The organism is Acetobacter sp. DmW_125128, assembly GCF_008704325.1.
GTDB classification, from domain to species: Bacteria; Pseudomonadota; Alphaproteobacteria; order Acetobacterales; family Acetobacteraceae; genus Acetobacter; species Acetobacter oryzifermentans.
On sequence record NZ_VHOP01000057.1, the window covers coordinates 1 to 22397 of the forward strand.

Genomic DNA, 22397 nt, shown 5'->3' on the forward strand with positions numbered 1-22397 from the left:
TGACCGGTGCGCTCATACCTTCATGTCTGCAATCCATATCGCAGCAAGCGTCATCTTCTATCTCAAAGAATGAGTCCTGAGCCTAGTGCGTTGGTTAGAAACTTTTGCACCCATTATGAAATAATGGTATTTGCAAATTCATTATGTATTTACAAAATTTTCCAAAAATCGAATAAACTGAAATACTTATGTGCTTTACATATATTACAAATATCTATATTTATAATATAGTTTTGATATATTCCTTATGCATATGCTGTTGCAATGCATCACAAACCTGCGCATATAAAACATATCAACACTTACTGATATGCGCAATTTGCATACCATCCTGGTTTTCGATTACAAAGGATCACTCTTCAACAACAAAGGACGGAACGACACAGCAATGACATCGCTTTTCACAGATGCCACAATTTTTGTTTTCCTTCCTTGGGTGCTGTGGCGCCTTCTGCACAAAGCATTGCCTATTGTTGTATTACCTATCCTTATTGGCATTCTGCTGGCTGTATGGCACGCTCCCATAAAAGAACTGGGCATTCCCTCTTCTTATGGTGATACCATTGGGTGGGTTGCCGTATTGGTTTTAGCGTTTACTGCTGGCTTGGAAATGTGGCAGCACCCTGAGGGTGATACATCTGTTCATGCCATTGCCTCCCCTACCCTCGGTCGTCTGTTAGCCGGTGCGGGCGTTGCTTTAGGTATTCCCTTCTTGCTCGGGGCCATCTTGGCCTACACCTGTTTTCTGCCTTTGCATGGATGGCAAGCTCCTCTGGCCTCACCTCTTATTGCCGCAGCGTCTATCGGTTTGTGCATTTCCGTAAGCGCTCTCCCGGTTCTGATTGGTGTTGTAAGAGAACTTGATGCGTCCCAACGTCCGTTGGGGCAATTAGCACTTAAGCTTGCTGTGGTGGATGATGCTGCCTTATGGGTTGGCCTTGCTGTTTTACAGTTTGCTCATAGAGGCACCGCAGCTCTGCATAGCTGGACAGGGCTGGAGTTTCTGGCCGTTGCGTTGCTGGTTGGGCTGGCTTCTGCTGGCAACTGGGCCTCTCGCCATTTTCGTCACCCTCCCACATGGGTTATCTGGGTCACTGTTCCTATTTATTTGGCTGCCGGATCATGGGCCAGCATGCAGCTTGGATTGCACGAACTGATAGGCGCATATTTTGCCGGTGCAATCATGCCGCCCAGTTGGGTAAGACGCCTGCCCATAGAACAGGTTGGAACGTTTGCTCTTATCTGGCTGGCGCCAATGTTCTTTGGCCATAGCGGGCTACGAATAAACGGAGATGCCCTGACATGGCCTTCCATTATTGCGTCTTTTGCTCTGGTTGGTATTTCCATTCTGAGCAAGATTGGCGCAGTTTATGTGTTTCCGCCTACTCCGGGGCTTAAACCCAGACAAGCCTTGGGTATTGGAGCGCTGTTACAATGCAAAGGGCTGATGGAAATTGTTGCCGCCACTATTTTGCATGAACAGGGTATGTTGTCTGATTTTGCTTTTGCATCTTTAATGGTGCTGGCAGTTGTTTCCACCGTTTTAACCGGGCCACTTTTCCGCCTGCTGGCGCCGCGTTAAACCAATACCTCCTGCGGTAGAGGCCAAAAATGCAATGCGCGCTGCTGGTGTATATACACCAGCAGCTTCACAAATCTAAAATACAAAACATTTACAAACATAAATTAAAGGAATGGCAAGGGTTGTTATAACAGCGCACATCCCCAATACACGTATGCGCGCTGTATCTGGCATTATAAAAGCTCCCCCAAGGCAGATACAAAAAATAACATAATAGAGAAGGCTGACACTTAAATAACTTCCGAAATAAGGTGTTAAAAGCGCTGTGCTGATAAGAACAGAAATGCCGGAAATACATCCAAAAATACTGCCATATGTTAAACACGTAAGAAATTTTGTACCCGCTCCAGGCTCTGTTGCTCCGTTTTTCTGCTCCTTTCGATACCGCGATATCAGCCACAATCTGTTGCCAGAATAGAAAAGAAATGCCCCTACAAAACCCAATATCAAATATCCAAACTTAATTGTATTTCCACCAAAACTTCCAAAGTGTAGTGCAAAAAAGGCGGTTAAAATACTAAAGGATTCAGATTGGAGCCCCGGCATATATTCTGTGGAAAGTATTTTTCCAGAAGCCGGATCAAGTTCGGCAAGGCCACCCGCCGGGCCACGCATCATATAGTGCCCATCATGCCCGATTACGCGTAAAGTCTGTTGCGCTTTATCTGTTGAGGCATAATCTAAAACATCTGGCACAAATCCCGGAGCCTGCTTTTGCAACGCTTGCACAATATCTGCCGGAGCAAGAGGCATTATAGAAGTCTGCGCAACCTGCTCATGATTCATATTGCGTACGTGTAAGTGATGATCATGAATAGCCGCCGGAGCAGAAAACATCATGGTTTGCACATTATGGATGACACCATGATAAGCAAAAAGCACGGATGAAAGAGCAATAACCACATGAAAAGGCAGGCTAAAGAGGCCTAGAAGATTATGAATATCCAGCCATTTCTTCCATGCCCCCTTGACCAGCCGCAAGGCAAAGAGATTTTTTGCCAGCATAGGCAAAAACACAATCACACCAGATACCAGCGCAACGGCATACAACAGCGCAATACTGCCCATGAACCATCTGCTGTAGGGCATAAAAACGGGTAGCCCCACATTTTCATGGAGCTCATCTATAAAATGCGCCACTTCAGATGGCTTGTGTCTTACTGTAACCAGATGCCCCTGTGCATCTAGTGAGGCCGCTATCATATCCACTGGTCCAGCATGCCTTTGCCCGGCCTTTACGGGCCACATCAGCCTAGCAGGCAAAGAAGCGGTGGGCGACAGTACAACCGTATATTCCTGCTGTGCCTCTGGGTAAGCTGCGAATGCTTTTTGCATCAGATCTGGCACCTGCTGCACAGTTACTGGTGCAGGCAAAGCCGCTGGCTTTGTGAGCCAGTTTTGAAGAGGCCCTTCAAAAACGCTGATGCCTCCAGCATAAAACGCCACAAAAAGAAACAACCCTGCCAGAATACCCACCCAACTATGAATATCCCGATACATTTGTACAATATCTGCGCGTATTTTCATGCCTGTAGGCCCCTTAAAACAAAAAACAGGCCCCAGACACATAAGGCAGATATGGATAGGTAATTCCAAGCCCGCCTGCCGTTAGAAAACAAAAAGCAGGTTGGTAAAATAATGCACCACAGCAAAACCGTGAGCCATGTTAAAAACTGAGCAGATGCCGTTCTTGGGTCACTATCTACATGAGAGAGAACGCCAATTACCCCAACAAGGCCAAATGTAAGAATATTACCCGGCACGACAGCCGCAGTAACTTTGGCAAACCAGTTCTGGCTTGTGTAAGTATATTTACGCATAATGCCTACCGTTGCCTCAGCAAAGCAACAGCAAATGGAAACAGAAGCCATACAAGCATCATCAACAGTATTTGCATGAATAATGCAGTTGCTACGCTTTTGATCTGCCAAAGACAACAAAAAGAAAGCACCAGCACTGCCCACCCCGCCATTCTGAACAAACCTTTGGGGCGCAAAGGAACCGTAAATACATATTGATTCTGGCAAGTGGCATAAAGCATACAGCACCCCAAAACAGTGGCTCCTGTTGCAATCCACATCACGTATTCAGGCAACATGCTGCCCCTCAATATTGCGATCGGGCTGAAAAAATATGGTTATGCTTGCCCCATGTATGCATTTATATAAAGCCATGAACCTCATGCGGAAAAGCCACGCTATCTTTCAGACAAGTTAAAGGAGAACTCGTTGCACAAATACATTATTAAGAATCATTATCAACATAATTTTTTGCAGTTATCCGTTACTCCCCTCCTTCATGGAGCAACCTTCCCACCTGCCTTGTTCTCAGGCCATAGCAGGGTATCTTTGATAATCTTGTAAATGCCGCATCAAAGCCCCAAATTTTAGTAGGTCAAAATTATGCTAAAAGGATGTATTTACATGAGCCTTATTAAAAAATGTATATTCCCAGCACTTAAAGTTAGCGCCATAGGCCTGAGCGCTGCATGGACAGCTATGGCAGCATGTAGCAAGGATAAGGAACTGGATAGCCAAGAAAAATCCGTCCATCTCGCCACCATGGGCTCTGCTGGTCTGGTTGGTATTCTAGGTTTTTGTCTACTGCATAAGGATGGATGGGGCAAAACATACCGCCCCTGGTTAGGCCTTAGCCTTATTGCCAGCCACGGGATTGCCGGTGTGCGTAGCCGTAAAGCTGTTCAACATCAGGATAAAAAGGATGCGGTGCAGAGCGGTATCTTGCAGATTGTTATGATTATTCTGGGCGCTTGTGTATTCACCACAAAGCCAAATAAATAAATCTTAAATAAACCCCAATATCTTGTATCCTTATTAAGATATTGGGGTTGTTATTCGATTTTAAAATCAGGCTTCCTGATTACTTTCCATCCATTGCTTGATCAATGTATAAGTAATGGAAAGGATCATCGGTCCAACAAAAATACCGGCCAAACCCAAGGCCGCTAATCCGCCAATAACGCCCATCATGATAAGAACTAATGGAACGTCTGCCTGTTTACGGATCAGATAAGGCCGCAACATGTTATCTAGAAAGATAGTTAAAAAAGTTATGGCAAGCAGAACAATTGCTGGCATCACTCCCTTATCAAAGTAAACCCAGATTACTGCCGGAAAAAGAGTAACCCCCGGCCCTGCTTGCAATAAACAGGCCATAAAGGTAACAGCCGTAAGAATGCTGGCCCATGGCACACCTGTAAGGTACATACCACCACCCCCTACCAAACTTTCAACAATGGCGGTAAGGGTAACGCCCAATGCAACCCCTCTGATAGTCCGCACGGCCAGCTCCAGCATATTCTGCCCACGCTTGCCAGATAACGTTCCTACCAACCTTTCTGATGTTGTAATCAGATATTCAGCTTTTGCCAAAAACACTGTAAGTATAATAAGAGTAAGCAAAAACTGCACTGCAAGCATACCAATACTGCCCGCATAAGACATAAGATAATGCATAATCTGGTCTGGTTGCGGCACAGCCTGCTGCACAATATCCATTGGCTTCATGTTTTGCAGATGTTGCCACCATTTGCCCAGATACTCACCCACCATAGGCAAATGGAGCAGTTTTTCTGGCAGATCGGGTAATTTTAGAGATTTAATGTAGGGAATAATATTACTGAACGCATCAGCATGCTTCACCACTGTAGAAACTGCCATCCAGAATGGCAGAACAAATAAGGCCAGAGCAACCAGAAGCGTGCAGGAAATAGCCATTTTACGGCTACCATGTAACCAGCCTTGCAACCGCAGCAATAATGGCCACATGGTTACAGCAATGGTGCCCGCCCAAATAAGAGCGGGAATAAAAGGTTCTAAAATCCACACTGCCCCCAGCACAAGGGTGCAGGCAAACAAAGCCACCAGCACAGGCCGCGTTCCTGTAGCAAGTTCAGGCTTTTGTTCGGAAACAGATGTCTCTGGTATCATTGTTTTACGCTCATCCCATGACTACAGGCCGAACCAGCCGTAAAGCTTTTCAGTTCAGGGGGTAAAAAGGATGCCATGTCTGCTTCTTTCAAAAGCTCTCGTCCGCGGCCAGACCATTTGGCCAGCCCCACATGTGGGTTGCTAAAAGAGCCGCTCACCATAACGGGAATTTCCATTGCCAACATGCCTTTGGCACCATTGCTGGCAAAAACCAATTCAAATGCTTTTTTGTTCAAATCAAACTCGGCTTTTCCCACAATACTACCTGCATCCGATTTTATACGTAATGGCTGCACAACACCTTTACCTTGTTGCATTTTGAGCGCTCCCAACAGGCATGATACACTCGCCTTGCCTTTGCTTTGGCGAAAGAGAGCGCCAACATCTGTTGTCGCAATATCCATCACTTCGCGAGAGATTGTTCCTGTGTTCATGCCCACTGCCGCCGTGACATTGGCCTGGCGCGAGGCTTCGTTTAAAGTCTGGATATTATCTACATGCGTAAGGACGCTAATATTCAGCTTTCCGCCCACCGGAAAAGGTGAAAAACCTGCCTGCTTACGAAACTGATCAATATCCCCATTATCTACATTTACTGTAGCCTGTACGCGCGTGCCTTTCTGACCAGCCAACAAGTGCCCGGAAGCCTGAATACTGGCTCCAAGCCAATTCATTTTCATGGAGTTCACATCCACCCGACCTGGCATTTGGCTTACGCTGATTTGGGCTTGATTGAAAACAAGCTTATTATACAGCACCGTATCTGCCGCGAGTGTAACATTAATAAGCGGATCAGGGTGTAAAGGCACCAACAGCGGCACATCAATACCGCTCGTAGACGTTTTGGGTTTTTCGGACGGGCTTCCCAAAAGAGCATTCAGATTTAGGCGGGAAAACGCCATGGAACCAGCAACCTTATCAGGTTGCCCTTTCGCGCCTTCTGTAAATGTTACATCCGCAGTGCTAATCGGACTTTCATTGAGCGAACCAGTTGTATGATCCAGATGCCAAACATCCCCTTTATGCGTAAAGTGCCCCGATAGCGTAACAGGTTGCGTAATCTTGCTATCAGCTTCGCCAGCAAAAGCCATGATCGGGCGAGATGTTGCTGTCTGCAAATCCAGCTTTGCATCAATACCATCAAAATCAAATAGATCTGTCATGGTGCCGTTAAGATGCAGAGATAAATCCCCTGATGCCGCGTGAATATCTGTTCCATAAGGCTTACCCGCTTGGCGCAAAACATCTATCGGCTGCATATTGGCCTGCAATGTTACGGGCGTGCCATTATACGCCCCGTTAACGTTCATCACCAATGGCGCGGTGTCACTTGTTGAGTGCAGGGCAACTGCCTTCAGGCCTGTTACATAGTTATGCCCATGCGCTGAACGGTAAATAACCTCACTATCCGTAATGGCTGCATCACGCAGGCCGGGAAACCATATTTTGCCACTGGATTCCTTTGGCTTGGCTGGCGCAGAAGATGCCTTTTTACCAAACCTCCAGTTGGGTTCGCGCGTAGGCGTACGCTCGAACAAGCCCGAAAATCCATCAATTTTCACATCTCGCGCCTGCATTTGCCCATTTAATAAGGAACTAAGCAGGATTTGAGCGTGCAGATGCTTCAAACTTATCATATCTGCACGACTACCTTGGGGGATATTGGCCAGATGCAGATTATCTAGATCCACCGTAATCCACCGGCCAAAGCGCACATGCAATGCCCCTATTTGGGTTTTTCGTCCAAGTGACGCACTTATTTTATCTGAAGCAATATGCGCCAGATTATAGTGTGGAAGGCCAGCAAGCAGCACGCCAATAGCCACAGTAGAAACGGCCAGAACACTTCCGGCTAACCATACCCAACGGGGCATACAAGTACCTTTCCCAATCCTTTATGAGGACGTAGAATGCAGAAATATTATAAAAAATTCTATGGAAATATATTTCTCTAAACCAGAAATATATTTAAATCTATTTTTCTGTATCAAGAAAAGGAAGAACACTGCGGTAGATTTGTAGTTCTTCATTTGTAGGTATGACACAAATTTTTATTTTACTACCTGCTCCGCTGATAACCCGCGCATGGGCTGCATTGGCGGCTTCATCAATCTGCACACCCATCCATGCCAACGCCTCGCACACATCGGCACGCAAATTCTGATCATGCTCACCAATACCTGCGGTAAAAACTATGCCGTCCAAACCACCCATAATGGCAGTTAATGCTCCAATTTCCTGTACAATCCTATAAACAAACAACCTGAGCGCTTCTGAAATATTCTTACGCTGGACAGCATCCTGACTTTGCGCCAATGTTGCACGCAAAATGCGCATATCGGACGATATGCCCGAAACTCCCAAAAGCCCCGATTGATGATAAAGCGTGCTAACCAAGGTTTTCCAATCCGCTTTTTCAGATTGAACCATGTAAAGCAATGCGCCCGGATCTATCGCCCCGCAGCGTGTCCCCATCATCAACCCATCCAGAGCAGAAAACCCCATGGTTGTTTCCAAACTTTTGCCTGCTTGCAACGCACACAAGCTCGCACCACTTCCCAGATGCGCAACAATAGTACGCCCCTGCGCCAGTTTAGGATCAACCTCTGCCAATTGGCCCGCAATATAGCTGTATGAAATGCCATGAAACCCGTAACGACGAATGCCGCGATCTGCATAACGGCGCGGAAGTGGTAACAGTCGTGCCATTTCCGGGATAGTTTGATGAAAGGTGGTATCAAAACAGGCCACCTGCAAAATATCAGGACGCTTTTCAAAAATAGCTTTTGCAGGGGCCAACGTGGCCGCCTGATGCAGCGGATCAAACGGTGTAAGTTTGTCTAATTGCTTAAGCGTATCCAGCGTAATTTTAACGGGTTGCAGAAATTCTGCCCCGCCATGCACAATCCGATGCCCTACAGCCCGCACCTGCCCTTGGCCGGAATATTGCTCAAACCAATGGAAAAGATGGCTAAAAATATACAATCCCGTTTCCTGCCATCTTTCCTGCACAAGAAGCTTCCCCTCCGCATCTTTGGCCGTAAATTGAGAATAATCAGGAAACTCCTCAATTTCTCCGTGCAGCAGAACCTGCGGATCTCGCGTGCCTGAGAAAGCATAAATCGTCAGCTTCAGGCTTGAAGAACCACTATTAAAAACAACAACTACATCCTGCACGGATACTTTTCCTTGTTATAAGGCGACGTTCAGCCCTGCCCACCAGCAAGATGATGAGCATAAAGCGCCCCAATGGCTATGGAAGCCAGACGCGCCTGTACACTGTTTGCTCGACTGGTGAGTAATACGGGAACGGCTGCCCCCAAAACAATGCCTGCGGAATCTGCGCCAGACATAAAAATCATGTTTTTTGCCAGCATATTACCGGATTCCAGATCCGGGGCCACCAGAATTTGCGCACGTCCTGCTACCGGTGAAACAATGTTTTTTATTTTTGCAGCCTCAATACTTACTGCGTTATCCATCGCCAAAGGGCCGTCTAAAACACCCCCTTGTATTTGCCCGCGTTCTGCCATCTTGCATAAACATGCAGCATCAACTGTTCCGGGTATTTTGGAATTAACCGTTTCCACCGCAGAAAGAATAGCAACGCGTGGGGCACCCAAACCCAACCCGTTGTGTAGGTCTATCGCGTTTTGAACAATATCGCGCTTTACATCCAGATCCGGGAAAATATTGATGGCTGCATCTGTTACAAACAGTAAATCTTTATACCCGGGTACAGCCAATACAAAAACATGGCTAATACGCCTGTTGGTGCGTAAACCACTCTCGGCCTCAACAATTGCATGCATAAAAACATCTGTATGTAGGCTGCCTTTCATTAACGCTTTTACGCGCCCTTCCCTTACCAAAGCCGTTGCTTTCTGGGCAGCTTCTGCTGGTGTTGTGGCATCAATAAAAACAGCCTTATCCAATGCAATACCACTTGCCTGTGCCACAGATACGATTGCGCTTTTATCACCTATCAAGACAGGCTCTATAATATTCCGTTGTGCCGCATCCATTGCACCTTCAAGGGCGTGTTCTTCACACGGCCAGACAATACCGACAGGTACCTGCCCCGGCAATTGAACAGCGCGTGAGACCAATTGCTCAAATGCCTGATGGCTGCTTGACGCTGCACTGCCCGGCATTTCCGCAGTATCATGCGCATATTGTGAAGTCTGCGTCTTGCTGGAAAGGATCTTGTGCATATCATTCATCTTCACAATTATCCGGCAATATCAGTGAAATGAGCAGATAAAATGTGCCTATACTGCGTGCGCAGAAAATCTTCAGCTTGGGTTGCTGTGCCTCTGGCTGCCATGCGCCCTTTAAACTCCTTTACAGACCCCAGTTTCTGCACAGACATCCATTCACGCAGTTCTTCCAGAAGGGTTGAGATATAGCTCGGCCCCTGCTGCAACAGTACGGATGTCACCATCGCTACGTCAGCCCCAGCCAGCAGGCATTTGGCAACATCCGTACCAGAATGCACGCCACCAGAAATGGCCAAATCAACCTGACAATGTTCTGAAAGCAGCGCAGCCCACATCAGCGGAAGCCGTAATTCGTAAGCAGAACTGGGAATAAAATCCACCTCTGCGCTATCTGTTAAGGAACGCAACCCCGGCTCATAAAAACTGTTGAACAGAACTATACCATCCGCTCCGTTTTCCGATAATCGCTTCACCATATTGCCCAGTGAGCTGAAAAAGGGAGAAAGCTTAACGCTGACTGGAACCTTAACCTGTGCTCGTACATCCCGTAATATCTGTATGCAACGTTCTTCCACCTGTGCGCCTGTTTCATCCGGATTGGTTGGAATATGCCAGAAGTTCAGCTCTATTGCGGATGCCCCCGCCTGCTCCATATCCTTGGCAAAACGCAGCCAACCCGCTGGTGTACAGCCATTAAGGCTGGCAATAATAGGCACGCCCGCCCTTTCTGACGCACTGCGCAACACAGCCAGCCTTCCATCCAGCGGAGAAGCATGAGGCATGACAGGAAAATACCCTGCCGCTTCTGGATGAGAGTTTTCTCCCGTTTCCCACAAAGCAGCTTCTGCCAGTTCCTGCGCTCGAATGTCTTCCTCAAACACAGAGGCCATAACAATGGCAGAAGCCCCGGCATCTGCCACGCGCAAAATGCCTTCCAGATCTGCCGTTAAAGGAGATGCAGAAGCTACAACGGGATGGGCCAATTCCAGCCCAAGATAGTGTGTACGAATATCCATGACCATAATGCTCCCGTATCGCCTCAGTTCACATCTTCCCAATGCGGAAGGAAGCGGCTGCCATCACGGGCAGCCATATCTTCGTAAATCCGGTAGCGCTCATTGGCTGCCGCCTGCGCCTGATGCAACAAATGCGCGGCACTTTGTGGATGCGTGCGAGTAAGCGTTTTGTAGCGCAGTTCCCGATACGCATAATCTTCCAGTGGAATACGTGGGCGGGTTGAATCAAGCCGGAACGGATTAAGCCCACTTTTGCGCATGGTGGGATCAAAACGGAACAACGGCCAATACCCCGATGCCACGGCACGTGCCTGTTGCTTCATACCTGTGCGCATATCTATGCCATGTGCAATACACTGCGAATACGCCAGAATAAGAGATGGCCCTTCATACGCTTCTGCTTCTCGCATTGCGATAATAGCCTGCTCCGGATTAGCCCCTAGTGCAATTTGGGCCACATACACATTGCCGTAAGCAATGGTCTGCAAGGCCAGATCCTTCCGCGGCACACGTTTGCCACCTGCCGCAAATTTGGCAGAGGCACCCAGCGGTGTTGCTTTGGAGGATTGCCCGCCCGTGTTGGAGTACACCTCCGTATCCAGCACAATCACGTTTACATTGCGCCCTTGTGCCAACACATGGTCTAGGCCGCCGTAATCAATATCGTACGCCCAGCCATCGCCTCCAACAATCCAGATAGAACGTCGGATTAGAAAATCTGCCACAGAAAGTAACATGGCGGCATCAGGCGTGTTTACACCCTCTAACTTGCTACGCAGCGCGCCTACGCGCTCACGCTGTAGCGCAAATTCACTTTCTGTTATCTGGGACGCATTCAGGATAGCCGTTGCCAGATCCTGCCCCACGACCTGAGCCTGTTTTTGCAACAACTGCCGTGCCAAAGATTCCTGCTTATCTGCGGCCAGACGAAAGCCAAGGCCAAATTCTGCATTGTCTTCAAACAGGGAGTTCGACCAAGCAACCCCACGCCCCTGGGCGTTGGATTTCCATGCATGTGCTGGAGTATTTCCCGCATAAATGGCCGAACAACCTGTGGCGTTGGCAATCTGCAACCTATCTCCAAACAGTTGGGAGATCAGTTTCAGGTAAGGTGTTTCACCACATCCTGCGCATGCTCCGCTGAATTCGAATAGAGGTTCCAAAAACTGCACGCCGCGTACGTTGGCTTCGTTAATGGCTGCCCGGTTTACTTCTGGAAGGTGTTCAAAAAACGCAATATTCCCACGTTCTTGTTCCAGAATAGGCAATTTTTCTCCCATGTTGATGGCACGCGTTTTACCATCTGGGCTAATTTCCGGGCAGTTTTCAACACACACACCACAGCCTGTGCAGTCTTCCACATAAAACTGGAGTGTAAAGCGGGCATCTGGATAACCACGGGCATTCACCGGAGCAGATTTGAAGCTTGCTGGAGCGCCTGTCAGATCCTTGTCTTCGTAAGTTTTGGCACGAATGACACTATGGGGGCATACAATACTACACTGGCCGCACTGGATACATGTATCCGGGTTCCAGATTGGCACCTCTACGGCAATATTTCGCTTTTCGTACTGCGTTGTACCACCGGGGAAAGTGCCATCTGCCGGAATATGACTTACAGGAATACTCTCGCCCCTGCCCGCCATAATTTCTGCAGTCACCTGCTGCACAAACAATGGCGCTGATGGAGGCACAACCGGCGGCATGGGCAATGTGCCATCAGCCTTGGCGGGCACAGCAACTTCATGCAGCGCCGCTACAGCGGCATCTACTGCACGGAAGTTAAGCTGCACAATACTATCACCCTTTGCGCCATATGTTTTCTGAATAGACTTTTTAATTTCTGTAATAGCTTCATCAGATGGCAAAACGTTGGAGAGATGGAAGAAGCATGTTTGCAAAATAGTATTAATGCGTGGCCCCAAACCAAGCTTAAGCGCAACGTCTGAGGCATCAATTACAAAAAACCGCAGTTTTTTATTAACGATCTGATCCTGCACTTTACGCGGCAGTTGCTCCCAAACCTTATCAGCTGCATAGGGGCTGTTCAGCAGAAAAGTAGCTCCATTATTAGCAGCACCCAGAATATCGCGCCTGAACAGAAAATCGAACTTATGGCAGGCTACAAAGTCAGCATGCCGGATAAGGTAAGGTGCCTGAATGGGAGATTTACCAAACCGCAGATGAGATGCTGTTTCTGCCCCAGATTTATGGGAATCATAATCAAAATAAGCCTGAGCATACCAGCCCGGTTTTTCGCTTAGAATTTTAACACTGTTCTTATTAGCCCCAACTGTGCCATCCGCACCAAGGCCATAAAACAGACAGCGCACTGTGCTTTCTGGTTCTATGTCAAAAGTTTCATCATATTCCAGATGAGTATGGGAAACGTCATCTATAATCCCCACCGTAAAATGATTTTTGGATGTGGGCTTCTTCAATTCATCAAAAACGGCTCGCGCCATAGCCGGGCTGAAATCACGCGAGGAAAGCCCATAGCGCCCACCAATTACGCGCGGCATATGCGAGAACTGGCCATTCCCTACCCCTTCTGCCAGCACACCCACAATATCTGCATGCAAAGGCTCCATAGGGGCGCCGGGCTCTTTTGTCCGATCCAGCACGGCAATAGATTTTACACTTGCTGGCAAGGCTTTTAAAAAATGCTCCGCAGAAAATGGCCGGAACAGGCGCACATGCAACGCCCCCACTTTCTCGCCATGCGCGTTCAGCCATTTTGCAGTTTCCCGCACCACTTCAGAACCAGACCCCATGGAAATAACCACACGTTCCGCATCTGGCGCACCTGTGTAATGAAACAGATCGTATTGACGGCCTGTTAGCGATGCAAACTTATCCATGGCTTCCTGCACAATGGCAGGTACACGCTCGTAAAACGGATTAACCGCTTCTCTGGTTTGGAAATAGGTATCCGGGTTTTGCCACGTCCCGCGGATAAACGGATGTTCCGGGTTAAGCGCCCTTTGCCGATGCGCATACACCAGCCGATCATCTATCATCTGGCGGATAACATTATCCGACACCATAGAAAGGCTGTTGTATTCGTGCGAAGTGCGGAAGCCATCTGCAAAATGGATAAAAGGAATACGTGCAGCCAAAGTGGCGACCTGTGCAACCAGCGCCAGATCGTGAGATTCCTGCACAGACCCCGCGCCCAGCATAGCAAACCCTGTTGTACGGGCCGCCATGATATCCTGATGATCACCAAAAATAGAGGACGCACCCGCAGCTAATGCGCGCGCTGCCACATAGAACACAGTTGATGTGAGCTCACCTGCAATTTTGAACATGTTGGGCAGCATGAGCATGAGACCCTGAGAGGCCGTAAAAGTTGTGGTAAGTGCCCCGGTTTGCAAAGCACCATGCACACACCCAGCAGCGCCGCCTTCTGCCTGCATTTCCTGTACAACGGGCACTTCCCCCCAAATATTCTGCACGCCTTGATCAGACCACGTATCTGCAAGCTCTGCCATAGGGGAAGACGGCGTAATGGGGTAAATCGCACAAACTTCGTTCACACGATAAGCAATATGCGCAACAGATGTATTGCCATCCATTGTCTGGAGTTGTTGAGCCATGACATTCTCCATTTTATGCACGCACCTTGAAGCGTGTAGGCATAGTTGGCTCACCCAAACTTCCCTTTGTTGGCGTGGCCTCTACTGGTTCAGGGTTCATCTCAATGGCATGGCAAGGGCACTGTTCTGCGCAAACTGCGCAACCGGTGCACAGGTCCATGCCAACCGCATATCCCTTCCCCGGCCCTAGCCGCGTAATAGCTTGTTCGGGGCAAGAGGCATAACAATTGTCGCATTCAAAGCAATTGCCACAGGAAAGGCATCTACCGGCTTCATAACGTGCTGTTTTTTCATCCAAACCGGCGAATATTTCATCAAACCCGGCCCGTTCCGTTAAGGGGCGCTCGGGCTGCTTGCTTCGGTCTGCCTGTGCGTAATCTGGCAAGTGCAGCATATCGAATGAGACAAGCGGATGTGCCGCAGGGTGCATATAATGACGCCCGGCCAAATAAGCATCTATGGCACGTGCCGCAAGCTTACCGTGACCTGTTGCGGTTGTCATGGTGCGTGCGCCACCTATGCAATCTCCCCCAGCAAAAATACCATCCTGCCCTGTCATGAGCGTTGAGGTATCTACAGCAACCGTATCACTCTTACTTATGGTGATAGCTGGCGCTGTTTTAAGCAAAGCCAGATCACTATGCTCTCCAACGGCCATAACCACTGCATCCGCTGGCAAATGTGTTGTCTGCCCCGTTGGGGTTACGCTGCCATCTGGGTTCATGGTCACTTTTTCAACTGTGACCCCATCTGCACCAAAATGGTCTGCAACGCTTAACCATTCAATTTTAACCCCTTCTGCAAAGGCTGCATCTGCTTCGCTTGGCAAGGCTTCCATGTGCTTGGGATCATAACGGAAAATCAGAACCGTATCTTTGGCGCCCAAACGTTCTGCTGTACGGGCAGCATCCATTGCCACGTTACCCCCGCCAACAATGGCAACACTGCGGCCCAACTGGGGTTTTTCACCTTTGCTCACATCATCCAGCAAGTTCACGGCATCCACCAGTTTTTTACCATCTGTTGCTGGAATATTCAGATGGTTGGCTAACTGGGCCCCTACGGCCACAAACACAGCATCAAACCCGCCTTGCTGACGCGCTTGAGAAATATCATCAACCCGCACACCACATCGCAGCGTAACGCCCGGCATAGACGTTATTCTGGTAATTTCATCTTTCAGAGGCTGCCTCGGCAACCTGTAGGCGGGGATGCCGTGCATCATCATCCCCCCCGGCTCTGCTGCGGCTTCTCGTATTTCAACCTGATGCCCTAGTCTGGCAAGATGATAAGCGCAGGAGAGCCCTGCTGGCCCACTGCCTATAATCAGCACTTTTTTGCCCGTGGATGGAGCAGACTGAAAACGCCATCCATTCTGCACTGCCAAATCACCCAAAAAGCGCTCTACAGCATGAATGGAAACCGCATCATCCAAACTGCCCCTGTTACACCCACCTTCGCATGGGTGGTAACAGGCTCTGCCGTGTACTGCTGGCATCGGGTTATTTTCTGTAAGTGCGTACCATGCTTTTTCGTAATCTCCAGCCTGTGCATGTGCCAACCAACCTTGAATATCCTCCCCCGCAGGACAGGCATGGTTACAAGGCGGCAAAAAGTGTTTGTAAACTGGTCTTTGCCATCGAGAACTCCCAACACCTCTACGTGTTGTATCCTGCATGACCTGTGTCATGTCGTGCAGCTTTATAGTCATGTAGGTTCTCTCCCGACCCCGTGGCCATTTCAAAGTGGCCGTGCGCATGCAACGCACATTTACGGAACAGATTTCTGAAACACATGCGTGAACCGTAATGCGCTTTGTGCAGGAAGACAAAAATCGAATAATCCGTCAACTTTAAATTGATGAAAATATCTTCTCATTTAAATTATTTTTCTTGCAAATAATTTTCATTAAAAATTATTATTCGACAATAATTCCTATTCATAAAGAAAATAAGAACCAAAATAGTGCTGTATTTTAAAAAATAATAATTTGACGTATTATTCATTTTTGTTTTCCACAAAACTCATTTTCAACACTTAACTCCGAACAAGAAAACTGCAACGATGCAGGTGCCACCCCCTAACGACCGCCTCTTTTTTTGATGAACATCACACAACGGATCATGGTCCATAAAAGTTATTTAAAAACAAACTAATAATAAGAATTAAAATAATTAATGAAAATTACATACCCATTTAATACTTAATTTATAATATTTTTTGTTTGTTTGTTCTTTTTCATGTTGGATTTTTGATTGATGAAAATATTATACTCCCCTCTACAATGTATTAAAAAATATCTCTTTTTTTAATCTTATTTTATTGCCGCTTTCAGACGGAGGAATTTTACTGTAAACAAAGAGCGAGAAGGACACTGGAGTTTGTAAAAAATTGACGGAACACCCGCAAAAGCCCGTTACCAAGGCTAAACCAACAACAACCAGACCCAAAAAGTCCTATCGCGCTTCTCAAAAACGCGAAATGACACGCGCATTCAAGCAAGATGCCTTTGAAAGCGCGGCATGGAAAGTTTTTTCTGGCATTGGCTTAGATGCAGCAACGGTTAGAGATATTGTTGCTCTTAGCAATGTCTCTCCGGGCAGTTTCTATAATTATTACAAAACCAAAGAAGCCATTTTTGATATTATCCTCGTAAAAGTTGCGCAGCGCGTAAGAGGTGCAGCACGCCAGGCACGGAGCGAAGAAGATGATCTGGATGCAATGCTCCAGAAAAGTCAGTGCGCAGCTTTCCGGGAACTTCTCAGTATCCATGGTGCTCCGCATTTTCTGGAGCTGAATCAGCACCATATCAGAGCCAAGCTTTTTAATATGAGTGAAACACGGGAAATGCTGGATGACCTGAAGCAGAACCTGCTCAGATTGGTCCCCATGAAAAATACATCTCCCGAACGCATGGATTTTATTGCAGCCGCTGTTTTAACAACAGCTCTGGAAGGGTTACTGTATATTGCGCGCAACCCTTTAGTTGATATTGATCAAACATCCCATCTTACAGCGGGTATGGCAGCGGCAGGTATCCGTGCTGCTGCTGCGGCTGCCGGCTAAATTTTTGTCTTACCCGGCAGCAGAGGTAAGATGTGTGTATAGGATAGAGCAGCCAATAAGTATAAGCGCTATCCCACCACAGATCTCTGCATAGCGGCCAATCCACACACTGGCATGCCGCCCTAGCATAACCCCTGCCGTTGCCATAACCGTGGTAACGGCACCAATAACCAAGCAGGCCGATAAAATATTCACCTGCATAACGCCTAAGCTCACCCCTACCGCTGTTGCATCTATGCTGGTTGCCAAAGCTGTTCCAACCAACCCCAACACGCCACGGCTTACAGCTTTAGGCTGTTCAACTTCAGCCGCTTCTTCTGATGTATCTTTCATTGCCAAGCGGATCATGTTGCCGCCAATACCGCAGAGCAGTGCAAAAGCTATCCAATGGTCTACTGCGGCAATCCAAGTGCTTAAAGCTAACCCCAGCACCCAACCCACAACAGGGGTAATGGCCTCAAAAAAACCGAACACAGCACCAATACGCAGGGCATCATTCCAACGTGCGTGTTTAACACTGGCCCCTTTGCCAACCGCAGCAGCAAAAGCATCCACAGAAAGAGAAAGCCCCAAAACGCCAAGTGTAAAAATACCAGTCATGAGCTTGTCCAAGGGCCGCAAAACGCAAAACAGCACGCATCGCCCCCCGGCCACAGTTGAGGCAATGATGCCGTTGGTCTTGCTGGGCGTTTTTTCTAAAACGCTGTCTCCGCCATGGCCTGCTGGCCAAGTGTGTTGACGAAGACCCCTCTGCAACAGAGGGTGGCTACTCCCCAATGAACGGGGCCTCTGTATCAATATCGCCGACATTCCGCAAGAGCCTGAAAAACCGAAGGCTTTCACGCAACATATGAAGCATTCATGATAATTCGAAATAAGAAGGTGAACGCTGGGCAAAAATAGCCGTTAGTATGCTGAAGCCAAATTCTGCGTGACATCAACTCGATAAAAAGGACAAAAACACTATGATAAAATTATATTACACTCCGGGTGCCTGCTCTTTAGCATCGCATATTATTTTAAATGAAACACGCCTGCCCTTCGGTCTGGAAAAAGTAAACCTGAAAACCAAGACATTGGAAGATGGTCGAGATTATCTTAAGATCAATCCACGTGGTGCTGTTCCTGCCATCGAAATTTCACCCGGCGTAGTGCTTACCCAAAACGTGGCTATTCTCCCCTATATTGGCAACCTTTCTGATATTGCCGCCTTCCGGCCAGCAGAAGGCTCATTAGATCGCTCACGTCTGCTGGAAGCTCTGGGTTTTTGTGAAGATGTGCATAGTGCTTTTGGTATACTCTTCACCCCCGATCTGCCTGATACCACACGCGCACTTTGCCAAAAAACAGTAACCCGGCGGTTGGAACAGCTTGAGCAATTACTAGAAAGCAATGGCACAGACTATTTACTTCCTGCTGGGTTTAGTCAGCCTGATGCCCTTATGGCCGTGATTTTAAGTTGGGCCGCCCCTTTGGATATTGATCTTGCCGCTTACCCCAAAGCACGCGCATTACGAGATAAAGTGTTTAACCGCCCTGCCACACAGGCCGCCCTTAAGGCAGAAGGTTTAGTGTAAGCCAGCAACTCTCCTGCCCTGCTAGATACTTTCTTGATCCTGTGGGGCAGGAGAAACCATATACATACCGGTTGTACGTGCTGGAGAAATCAACACCAACCCTGCGGCACGCGCGGTACGCACAGCAAGCGCCGTAGGCGCAGAAAGAGACACCACGGCGGACATGCCAGCAGCAACAGCTTTTGCGGCCATCTCATAAGAACAGCGGCTCGTTAAAAAACAAAACCCCTGCGTGAAATCTAGTTGATGCCTGAGCCCATACCCTATCAGCTTATCCAAGGCATTATGGCGACCAACGTCCTCTCGCATATGCACAATATGTCCATTAGGCAAACACCACGCGGCAGCATGCAGCATACCAACGCCTTTATTCAAAACCTGATGGTTTCGTAAGTTTTCAAATGCTTTATGGATTGCGTTTGCATCAGGCTCCTGCCCTATTACACCACATATTTTACGGTTTGTTATGCTTTCCATGTCGGCACCACAAATCCCACACCCTGTCCGCCCTGCTATCGGGCGGCGCGTGCGTGCCAGTACCTTGTGCAAGGATTCTGCATTTACGCGCACATCAGCCCGCAAGCTATCAGGCTGTGCTGTTATTTTTATTTGTCGTAAATCGGCACCGGAAGAAATAATATCTTCTGTAAAAGAAAAACCTACAATAAAATCATCTATATCATGCGGCGTTATCATCATGACCGCATAATCAATACCATTGTATATTAACGCGAGAGGTGTTTCCTCTGCTAACATAAGCGAGTTGTGCTCTCGCGCCACAACTACGCTTTCATGCCCTTGCGGCCAGCTTATCCGCTCTGCTTCATACGGAAGCGCTACAGAAAAGGATATATTTTCTGCCATCACCCATTTCCTCTTGCAGCATCAACCTTACACACAGAAGCGCAATATTTTTGTGCACGCATAAGATCTTCAGGCGTGTTAATATTCATAAAAGGGTCCACTCCCTCTATTAGAGGAAAATCTACAGCACGTGCTTCCAAAACATGGGTAAGTGTACGCACTCGTGTTTGATGCTTTTTATTCTCCGCCGTTAGGAAAGATAACTGTGCCGCCAACACTGGCTTGGCAGAAACAGGCCATGCAGCCACCAATGGGTGAGATTGCCCCCCACAACACGCATACGAAGGGGCTGGTACAAGTGCAGCCACAAGCCCCACAGGAATAAAGGGCGTATCCACCGGTATTGTTATGAGTGTATCGTAACCGCACTTTTCTGCCCATTCCAACCCGCTTAACACCCCAGCCAATGGCCCTACATTATGTATGCTGTCTGGCAAAACAGAGCATTGCCAGGCACTAAAGCGTGCAAAATCACCATTAGCGCTAATCGCTACGGCGCTGCATTCCTGCTGCAACCGTGCAAAAACACGATCTAGAGAAAAGCCATTCCCTGTATCTAAAAATGCCTTATCCTGCCCATGCATTCGGCGCGCCTGTCCGCCTGCCAACACTAGTCCGGCTATTTTCATGTCCATTCCACCCTTTTTGAAAATATCTTTCTTGTTGATTCTAGTTTTTACTTTTTACACATTCTAAAATCTAAAGGATTTTTATATGCCTTATTGGTTTTGCAAACATGACATCTCAACGTACGCAGCTTATTTTTGGCATTATCGGCCGCAGTGGGGCCGGTAAAACGCATTTAATATCACGGTTGCTCCCTGCTTTTTGCCATCTCGGTTTGCGCGTCTCAACCATCAAGCACACGCATCATGGTGTAGATATGGACAAACCCGGCAAAGATACGTTTGTACACAGGCAAAATGGCGCTACAGAAGTTATGCTAGCCACCCCTGAACGATGGGTGCTTCAGCATGAATGCAATACCCTTCCCACTATAGCTGATTTGCTCCAGCGTATGGAACCGGTAGATCTGGTACTGATAGAAGGCTTTCATGCAACTATGCCTACATGCATGGAAGTATGGAGGCCCACCATAGGAAAAACCCCTTTATTCCCGCAAACGCCGGGGGTTGTTGCTGTGGCATCTGACAATTCCAACAGACCAAATATTCCAAACAATCTTACTGTTCTGGATCTGAATGATACAATGGCTATTGCAGCATATATTCGTGCGCACGCTTATTCGTTCAAATTACCAAACTAACTTGTAAAAGGTATCATCTGACACATATCCCCCACCTGTAGAGTTTCACCAGCCGACACTTTCACAAAACCAGTAGCCCGTGTGAGACAAAGAATATCAGAGGCCCCAACAGACGGCACAAGGCTAATAGAGTTTTCTCCCTTATTTTCTGTAAAATGCACTGGCAGAAAACAGGTTGTATCTGTTGCCGCAACATAAGAAAAACGGCTTTGCCCTTCTGCTGCTATACTTGCATTTGCCTCCTGCTTTTCACCCGCCAGACAATGCAAAAATGGCACAACAAACAGTTGGGCACATATAGCTGCCGCTGCTGGATTTCCGGGCAGACAGAATACCATTTTCTGGCCGAGCTGCATGACTGTCATGGGCTTGCCGGGACGTATTTTAACACGTCGAAAAAGACATTTAGCCCCCATCTGGTTAAGGACAGACAAAACATGATCAGTCTGCCCAACAGAAATACCTCCCGTAGTGATAAGAATATCAGCTTCCTGCACGCACTGATAAAGGAGTTTATGTAAATCCTCCGCACTGTCTGAGCCACATACATAACGCGTGACCAATGCACCTTTACTTTGCAGCATTGCTGCTAGTAACTGTGTATTCAGTTCCGTTCGGCAATCTGTTGCTGTTGCGCCAAATTCTGCTCCATTGGCCACAACACAAATTTTGGGGCGTTTATAGACAGCTACCTGTTTCTTACCTTGGTGCACCAATATAGGTAAATGCCGCCAATCCAGTTTTTGGCCGTGTTCGAGCAGTATATCACCTTTACAGAACTCCTCTCCCTGCCGCCGAATGTTCAAACCACTTCGGGCGGCCTGTTCCCGCAGATGTACACGTCCATCCGTTATGGATGCGCGTTCCTGCGCCACAACACAATCAGCTCCTACAGGAAGGCGTGCCCCCGTAAGAATGCCGTATGCAACATCTTGACCCAAGGGTGGTGGCGTATCCCCCGCCGCTATTTGCCCAGCAAGAGGCAGACCTGTGTTCCCCGCTTTTTCCATATCAGCACAACGGAAGGCATACCCATCCATTGCTGAAATATCAGCTTCTGGGCGCGGCATCACTGCCCTTACATCCTCTGCAAGAATACGCCCATCTGCCTGCGCAATAGATACAAACTCTATTGGAAGTAATGGTGTGTTTTGCATGCAAGCGGCAAGAAGTTCTTGTGCTTCATCATACCCCACCATATCTGGCGCTGTGCATTTTTGTTCTGGAGTGGCGGAGGCTAATAAAGAACCAACCAT

18 protein-coding genes and 1 riboswitch are annotated in these 22397 nt (G+C 47.9%); of the genes, 5 read left to right on the forward strand and 13 right to left on the reverse strand.

What is annotated here, in order from left to right:
- Window positions 1-310: 310 nt before the first annotated feature.
- The gene (locus FKW19_RS14165; RefSeq protein WP_370512897.1) at window positions 311-1582 is read left to right on the forward strand and encodes a cation:proton antiporter; all 1272 of its coding nucleotides are present in this window, start codon (window positions 311-313) and stop codon (window positions 1580-1582) included.
- Window positions 1583-1657: 75 nt separating this feature from the next.
- Here the strand turns inward: FKW19_RS14165 and FKW19_RS14170 are convergent, their stop codons facing one another.
- Window positions 1658-3109 (reverse strand): PepSY domain-containing protein, encoded by a 1452-nt coding sequence (locus FKW19_RS14170; RefSeq protein WP_089179114.1) that lies wholly within the window; start codon window positions 3107-3109, stop codon window positions 1658-1660.
- Window positions 3106-3519 carry a hypothetical protein gene (locus FKW19_RS14175; RefSeq protein ID WP_238333241.1) on the reverse strand — a complete coding sequence of 138 codons (414 nt, stop codon included), beginning with the start codon at window positions 3517-3519 and terminating at the stop codon, window positions 3106-3108. The genes FKW19_RS14170 and FKW19_RS14175 overlap by 4 nt, the downstream gene beginning before the upstream one ends.
- Before the next feature lie 486 nt (window positions 3520-4005).
- Here FKW19_RS14175 and FKW19_RS14180 point away from each other — a divergent pair, with 486 nt between their 5' ends.
- Window positions 4006-4383, forward strand: a complete 378-nt coding sequence (locus FKW19_RS14180; protein ID WP_193561123.1) for a hypothetical protein — start codon at window positions 4006-4008, stop codon at window positions 4381-4383.
- Window positions 4384-4449: 66 nt separating this feature from the next.
- Here the strand turns inward: FKW19_RS14180 and FKW19_RS14185 are convergent, their stop codons facing one another.
- The 7 genes from FKW19_RS14185 to FKW19_RS14215 form a co-directional block, all read right to left on the reverse strand.
- Window positions 4450-5532 carry an AI-2E family transporter gene (locus tag FKW19_RS14185; protein WP_006117183.1) on the reverse strand — a complete coding sequence of 361 codons (1083 nt, stop codon included), beginning with the start codon at window positions 5530-5532 and terminating at the stop codon, window positions 4450-4452.
- Window positions 5529-7406 carry an AsmA-like C-terminal region-containing protein gene (locus tag FKW19_RS14190; protein ID WP_089179115.1) on the reverse strand — a complete coding sequence of 626 codons (1878 nt, stop codon included), beginning with the start codon at window positions 7404-7406 and terminating at the stop codon, window positions 5529-5531. Before FKW19_RS14190 ends, FKW19_RS14185 begins: the two co-directional genes overlap by 4 nt.
- 100 nt (window positions 7407-7506) lie before the next feature.
- Window positions 7507-8709 (reverse strand): acetate/propionate family kinase, encoded by a 1203-nt coding sequence (locus FKW19_RS14195; protein WP_089179116.1) that lies wholly within the window; start codon window positions 8707-8709, stop codon window positions 7507-7509.
- Window positions 8710-8738: 29 nt separating this feature from the next.
- A complete protein-coding gene (locus FKW19_RS14200) occupies window positions 8739-9755 on the reverse strand; it encodes a bifunctional enoyl-CoA hydratase/phosphate acetyltransferase (protein ID WP_089179117.1) in 1017 nt (338 codons plus the stop codon).
- An 8-nt stretch (window positions 9756-9763) separates the two neighbouring features.
- Window positions 9764-10774, reverse strand: a complete 1011-nt coding sequence (locus FKW19_RS14205) for a dihydroorotate dehydrogenase-like protein (RefSeq protein WP_089179118.1) — start codon at window positions 10772-10774, stop codon at window positions 9764-9766.
- Between the two features lie 17 nt (window positions 10775-10791).
- A complete protein-coding gene (nifJ, locus tag FKW19_RS14210) occupies window positions 10792-14379 on the reverse strand; it encodes a pyruvate:ferredoxin (flavodoxin) oxidoreductase (RefSeq protein WP_089179119.1) in 3588 nt (1195 codons plus the stop codon).
- A gap of 1 nt (window position 14380) precedes the next feature.
- Window positions 14381-16078, reverse strand: coding sequence for an NAD(P)-binding protein (locus FKW19_RS14215; protein WP_238331310.1), 1698 nt, complete (start codon window positions 16076-16078; stop codon window positions 14381-14383).
- Between the two features lie 680 nt (window positions 16079-16758).
- On the opposite strand from FKW19_RS14215, the gene FKW19_RS14220 reads away from it, so the two are divergent.
- Window positions 16759-17433, forward strand: a complete 675-nt coding sequence (locus tag FKW19_RS14220) for a TetR/AcrR family transcriptional regulator (protein WP_089179121.1) — start codon at window positions 16759-16761, stop codon at window positions 17431-17433.
- A gap of 9 nt (window positions 17434-17442) precedes the next feature.
- On the opposite strand, the gene FKW19_RS14225 is transcribed toward FKW19_RS14220, so the two are convergent.
- Entirely contained in the window at window positions 17443-18033 is a 591-nt protein-coding gene (locus FKW19_RS14225; protein WP_089179122.1) for a manganese efflux pump MntP family protein, read from the reverse strand.
- Window positions 18034-18043: 10 nt separating this feature from the next.
- Window positions 18044-18220, reverse strand: a riboswitch (yybP-ykoY riboswitch).
- 178 nt (window positions 18221-18398) lie between these two features.
- Between FKW19_RS14225 and FKW19_RS14230 the strand changes: the two genes are divergently transcribed.
- Entirely contained in the window at window positions 18399-19010 is a 612-nt protein-coding gene (locus FKW19_RS14230) for a glutathione S-transferase family protein (RefSeq protein ID WP_063354159.1), read from the forward strand.
- A gap of 21 nt (window positions 19011-19031) precedes the next feature.
- On the opposite strand, the gene fdhD is transcribed toward FKW19_RS14230, so the two are convergent.
- Both fdhD and FKW19_RS14240 read right to left on the reverse strand, forming a co-directional pair.
- A complete protein-coding gene (fdhD, locus tag FKW19_RS14235; protein WP_089179123.1) occupies window positions 19032-19874 on the reverse strand; it encodes a formate dehydrogenase accessory sulfurtransferase FdhD in 843 nt (280 codons plus the stop codon).
- Entirely contained in the window at window positions 19874-20503 is a 630-nt protein-coding gene (locus FKW19_RS14240; protein ID WP_089179931.1) for a molybdenum cofactor guanylyltransferase, read from the reverse strand. The genes fdhD and FKW19_RS14240 overlap by 1 nt, the downstream gene beginning before the upstream one ends.
- A 107-nt stretch (window positions 20504-20610) precedes the next feature.
- On the opposite strand from FKW19_RS14240, the gene mobB reads away from it, so the two are divergent.
- The gene (mobB, locus tag FKW19_RS14245; RefSeq protein ID WP_089179124.1) at window positions 20611-21141 is read left to right on the forward strand and encodes a molybdopterin-guanine dinucleotide biosynthesis protein B; all 531 of its coding nucleotides are present in this window, start codon (window positions 20611-20613) and stop codon (window positions 21139-21141) included.
- On the opposite strand, the gene FKW19_RS14250 is transcribed toward mobB, so the two are convergent.
- The gene (locus tag FKW19_RS14250; RefSeq protein ID WP_089179125.1) at window positions 21138-22397 is read right to left on the reverse strand and encodes a molybdopterin molybdotransferase MoeA; all 1260 of its coding nucleotides are present in this window, start codon (window positions 22395-22397) and stop codon (window positions 21138-21140) included. The genes mobB and FKW19_RS14250 overlap by 4 nt on opposite strands.

Bases quoted from the DNA above. Each gene is read 5' to 3' on its own strand.
- FKW19_RS14215 (WP_238331310.1), bottom strand. From the start codon at position 16,078: ATGACTATAAAGCTGCACGACATGACACAGGTCATGCAGGATACAACA.
- FKW19_RS14180 (WP_193561123.1), top strand. From the start codon at position 4,006: ATGAGCCTTATTAAAAAATGTATATTCCCAGCACTTAAAGTTAGCGCC.
- FKW19_RS14230 (WP_063354159.1), top strand. From the start codon at position 18,399: ATGATAAAATTATATTACACTCCGGGTGCCTGCTCTTTAGCATCGCAT.
- FKW19_RS14190 (WP_089179115.1), bottom strand. From the start codon at position 7,406: ATGCCCCGTTGGGTATGGTTAGCCGGAAGTGTTCTGGCCGTTTCTACT.
- FKW19_RS14225 (WP_089179122.1), bottom strand. From the start codon at position 18,033: ATGACTGGTATTTTTACACTTGGCGTTTTGGGGCTTTCTCTTTCTGTG.
- FKW19_RS14240 (WP_089179931.1), bottom strand. From the start codon at position 20,503: ATGAAAATAGCCGGACTAGTGTTGGCAGGCGGACAGGCGCGCCGAATG.
- fdhD (WP_089179123.1), bottom strand. From the start codon at position 19,874: ATGGCAGAAAATATATCCTTTTCTGTAGCGCTTCCGTATGAAGCAGAG.
- FKW19_RS14250 (WP_089179125.1), bottom strand. From the start codon at position 22,397: ATGGTTGGTTCTTTATTAGCCTCCGCCACTCCAGAACAAAAATGCACA.
- FKW19_RS14165 (WP_370512897.1), top strand. From the start codon at position 311: ATGCGCAATTTGCATACCATCCTGGTTTTCGATTACAAAGGATCACTC.
- FKW19_RS14200 (WP_089179117.1), bottom strand. From the start codon at position 9,755: ATGAATGATATGCACAAGATCCTTTCCAGCAAGACGCAGACTTCACAA.
- FKW19_RS14185 (WP_006117183.1), bottom strand. From the start codon at position 5,532: ATGATACCAGAGACATCTGTTTCCGAACAAAAGCCTGAACTTGCTACA.
- nifJ (WP_089179119.1), bottom strand. From the start codon at position 14,379: ATGGAGAATGTCATGGCTCAACAACTCCAGACAATGGATGGCAATACA.
- FKW19_RS14170 (WP_089179114.1), bottom strand. From the start codon at position 3,109: ATGAAAATACGCGCAGATATTGTACAAATGTATCGGGATATTCATAGT.
- mobB (WP_089179124.1), top strand. From the start codon at position 20,611: ATGACATCTCAACGTACGCAGCTTATTTTTGGCATTATCGGCCGCAGT.
- FKW19_RS14205 (WP_089179118.1), bottom strand. From the start codon at position 10,774: ATGGTCATGGATATTCGTACACACTATCTTGGGCTGGAATTGGCCCAT.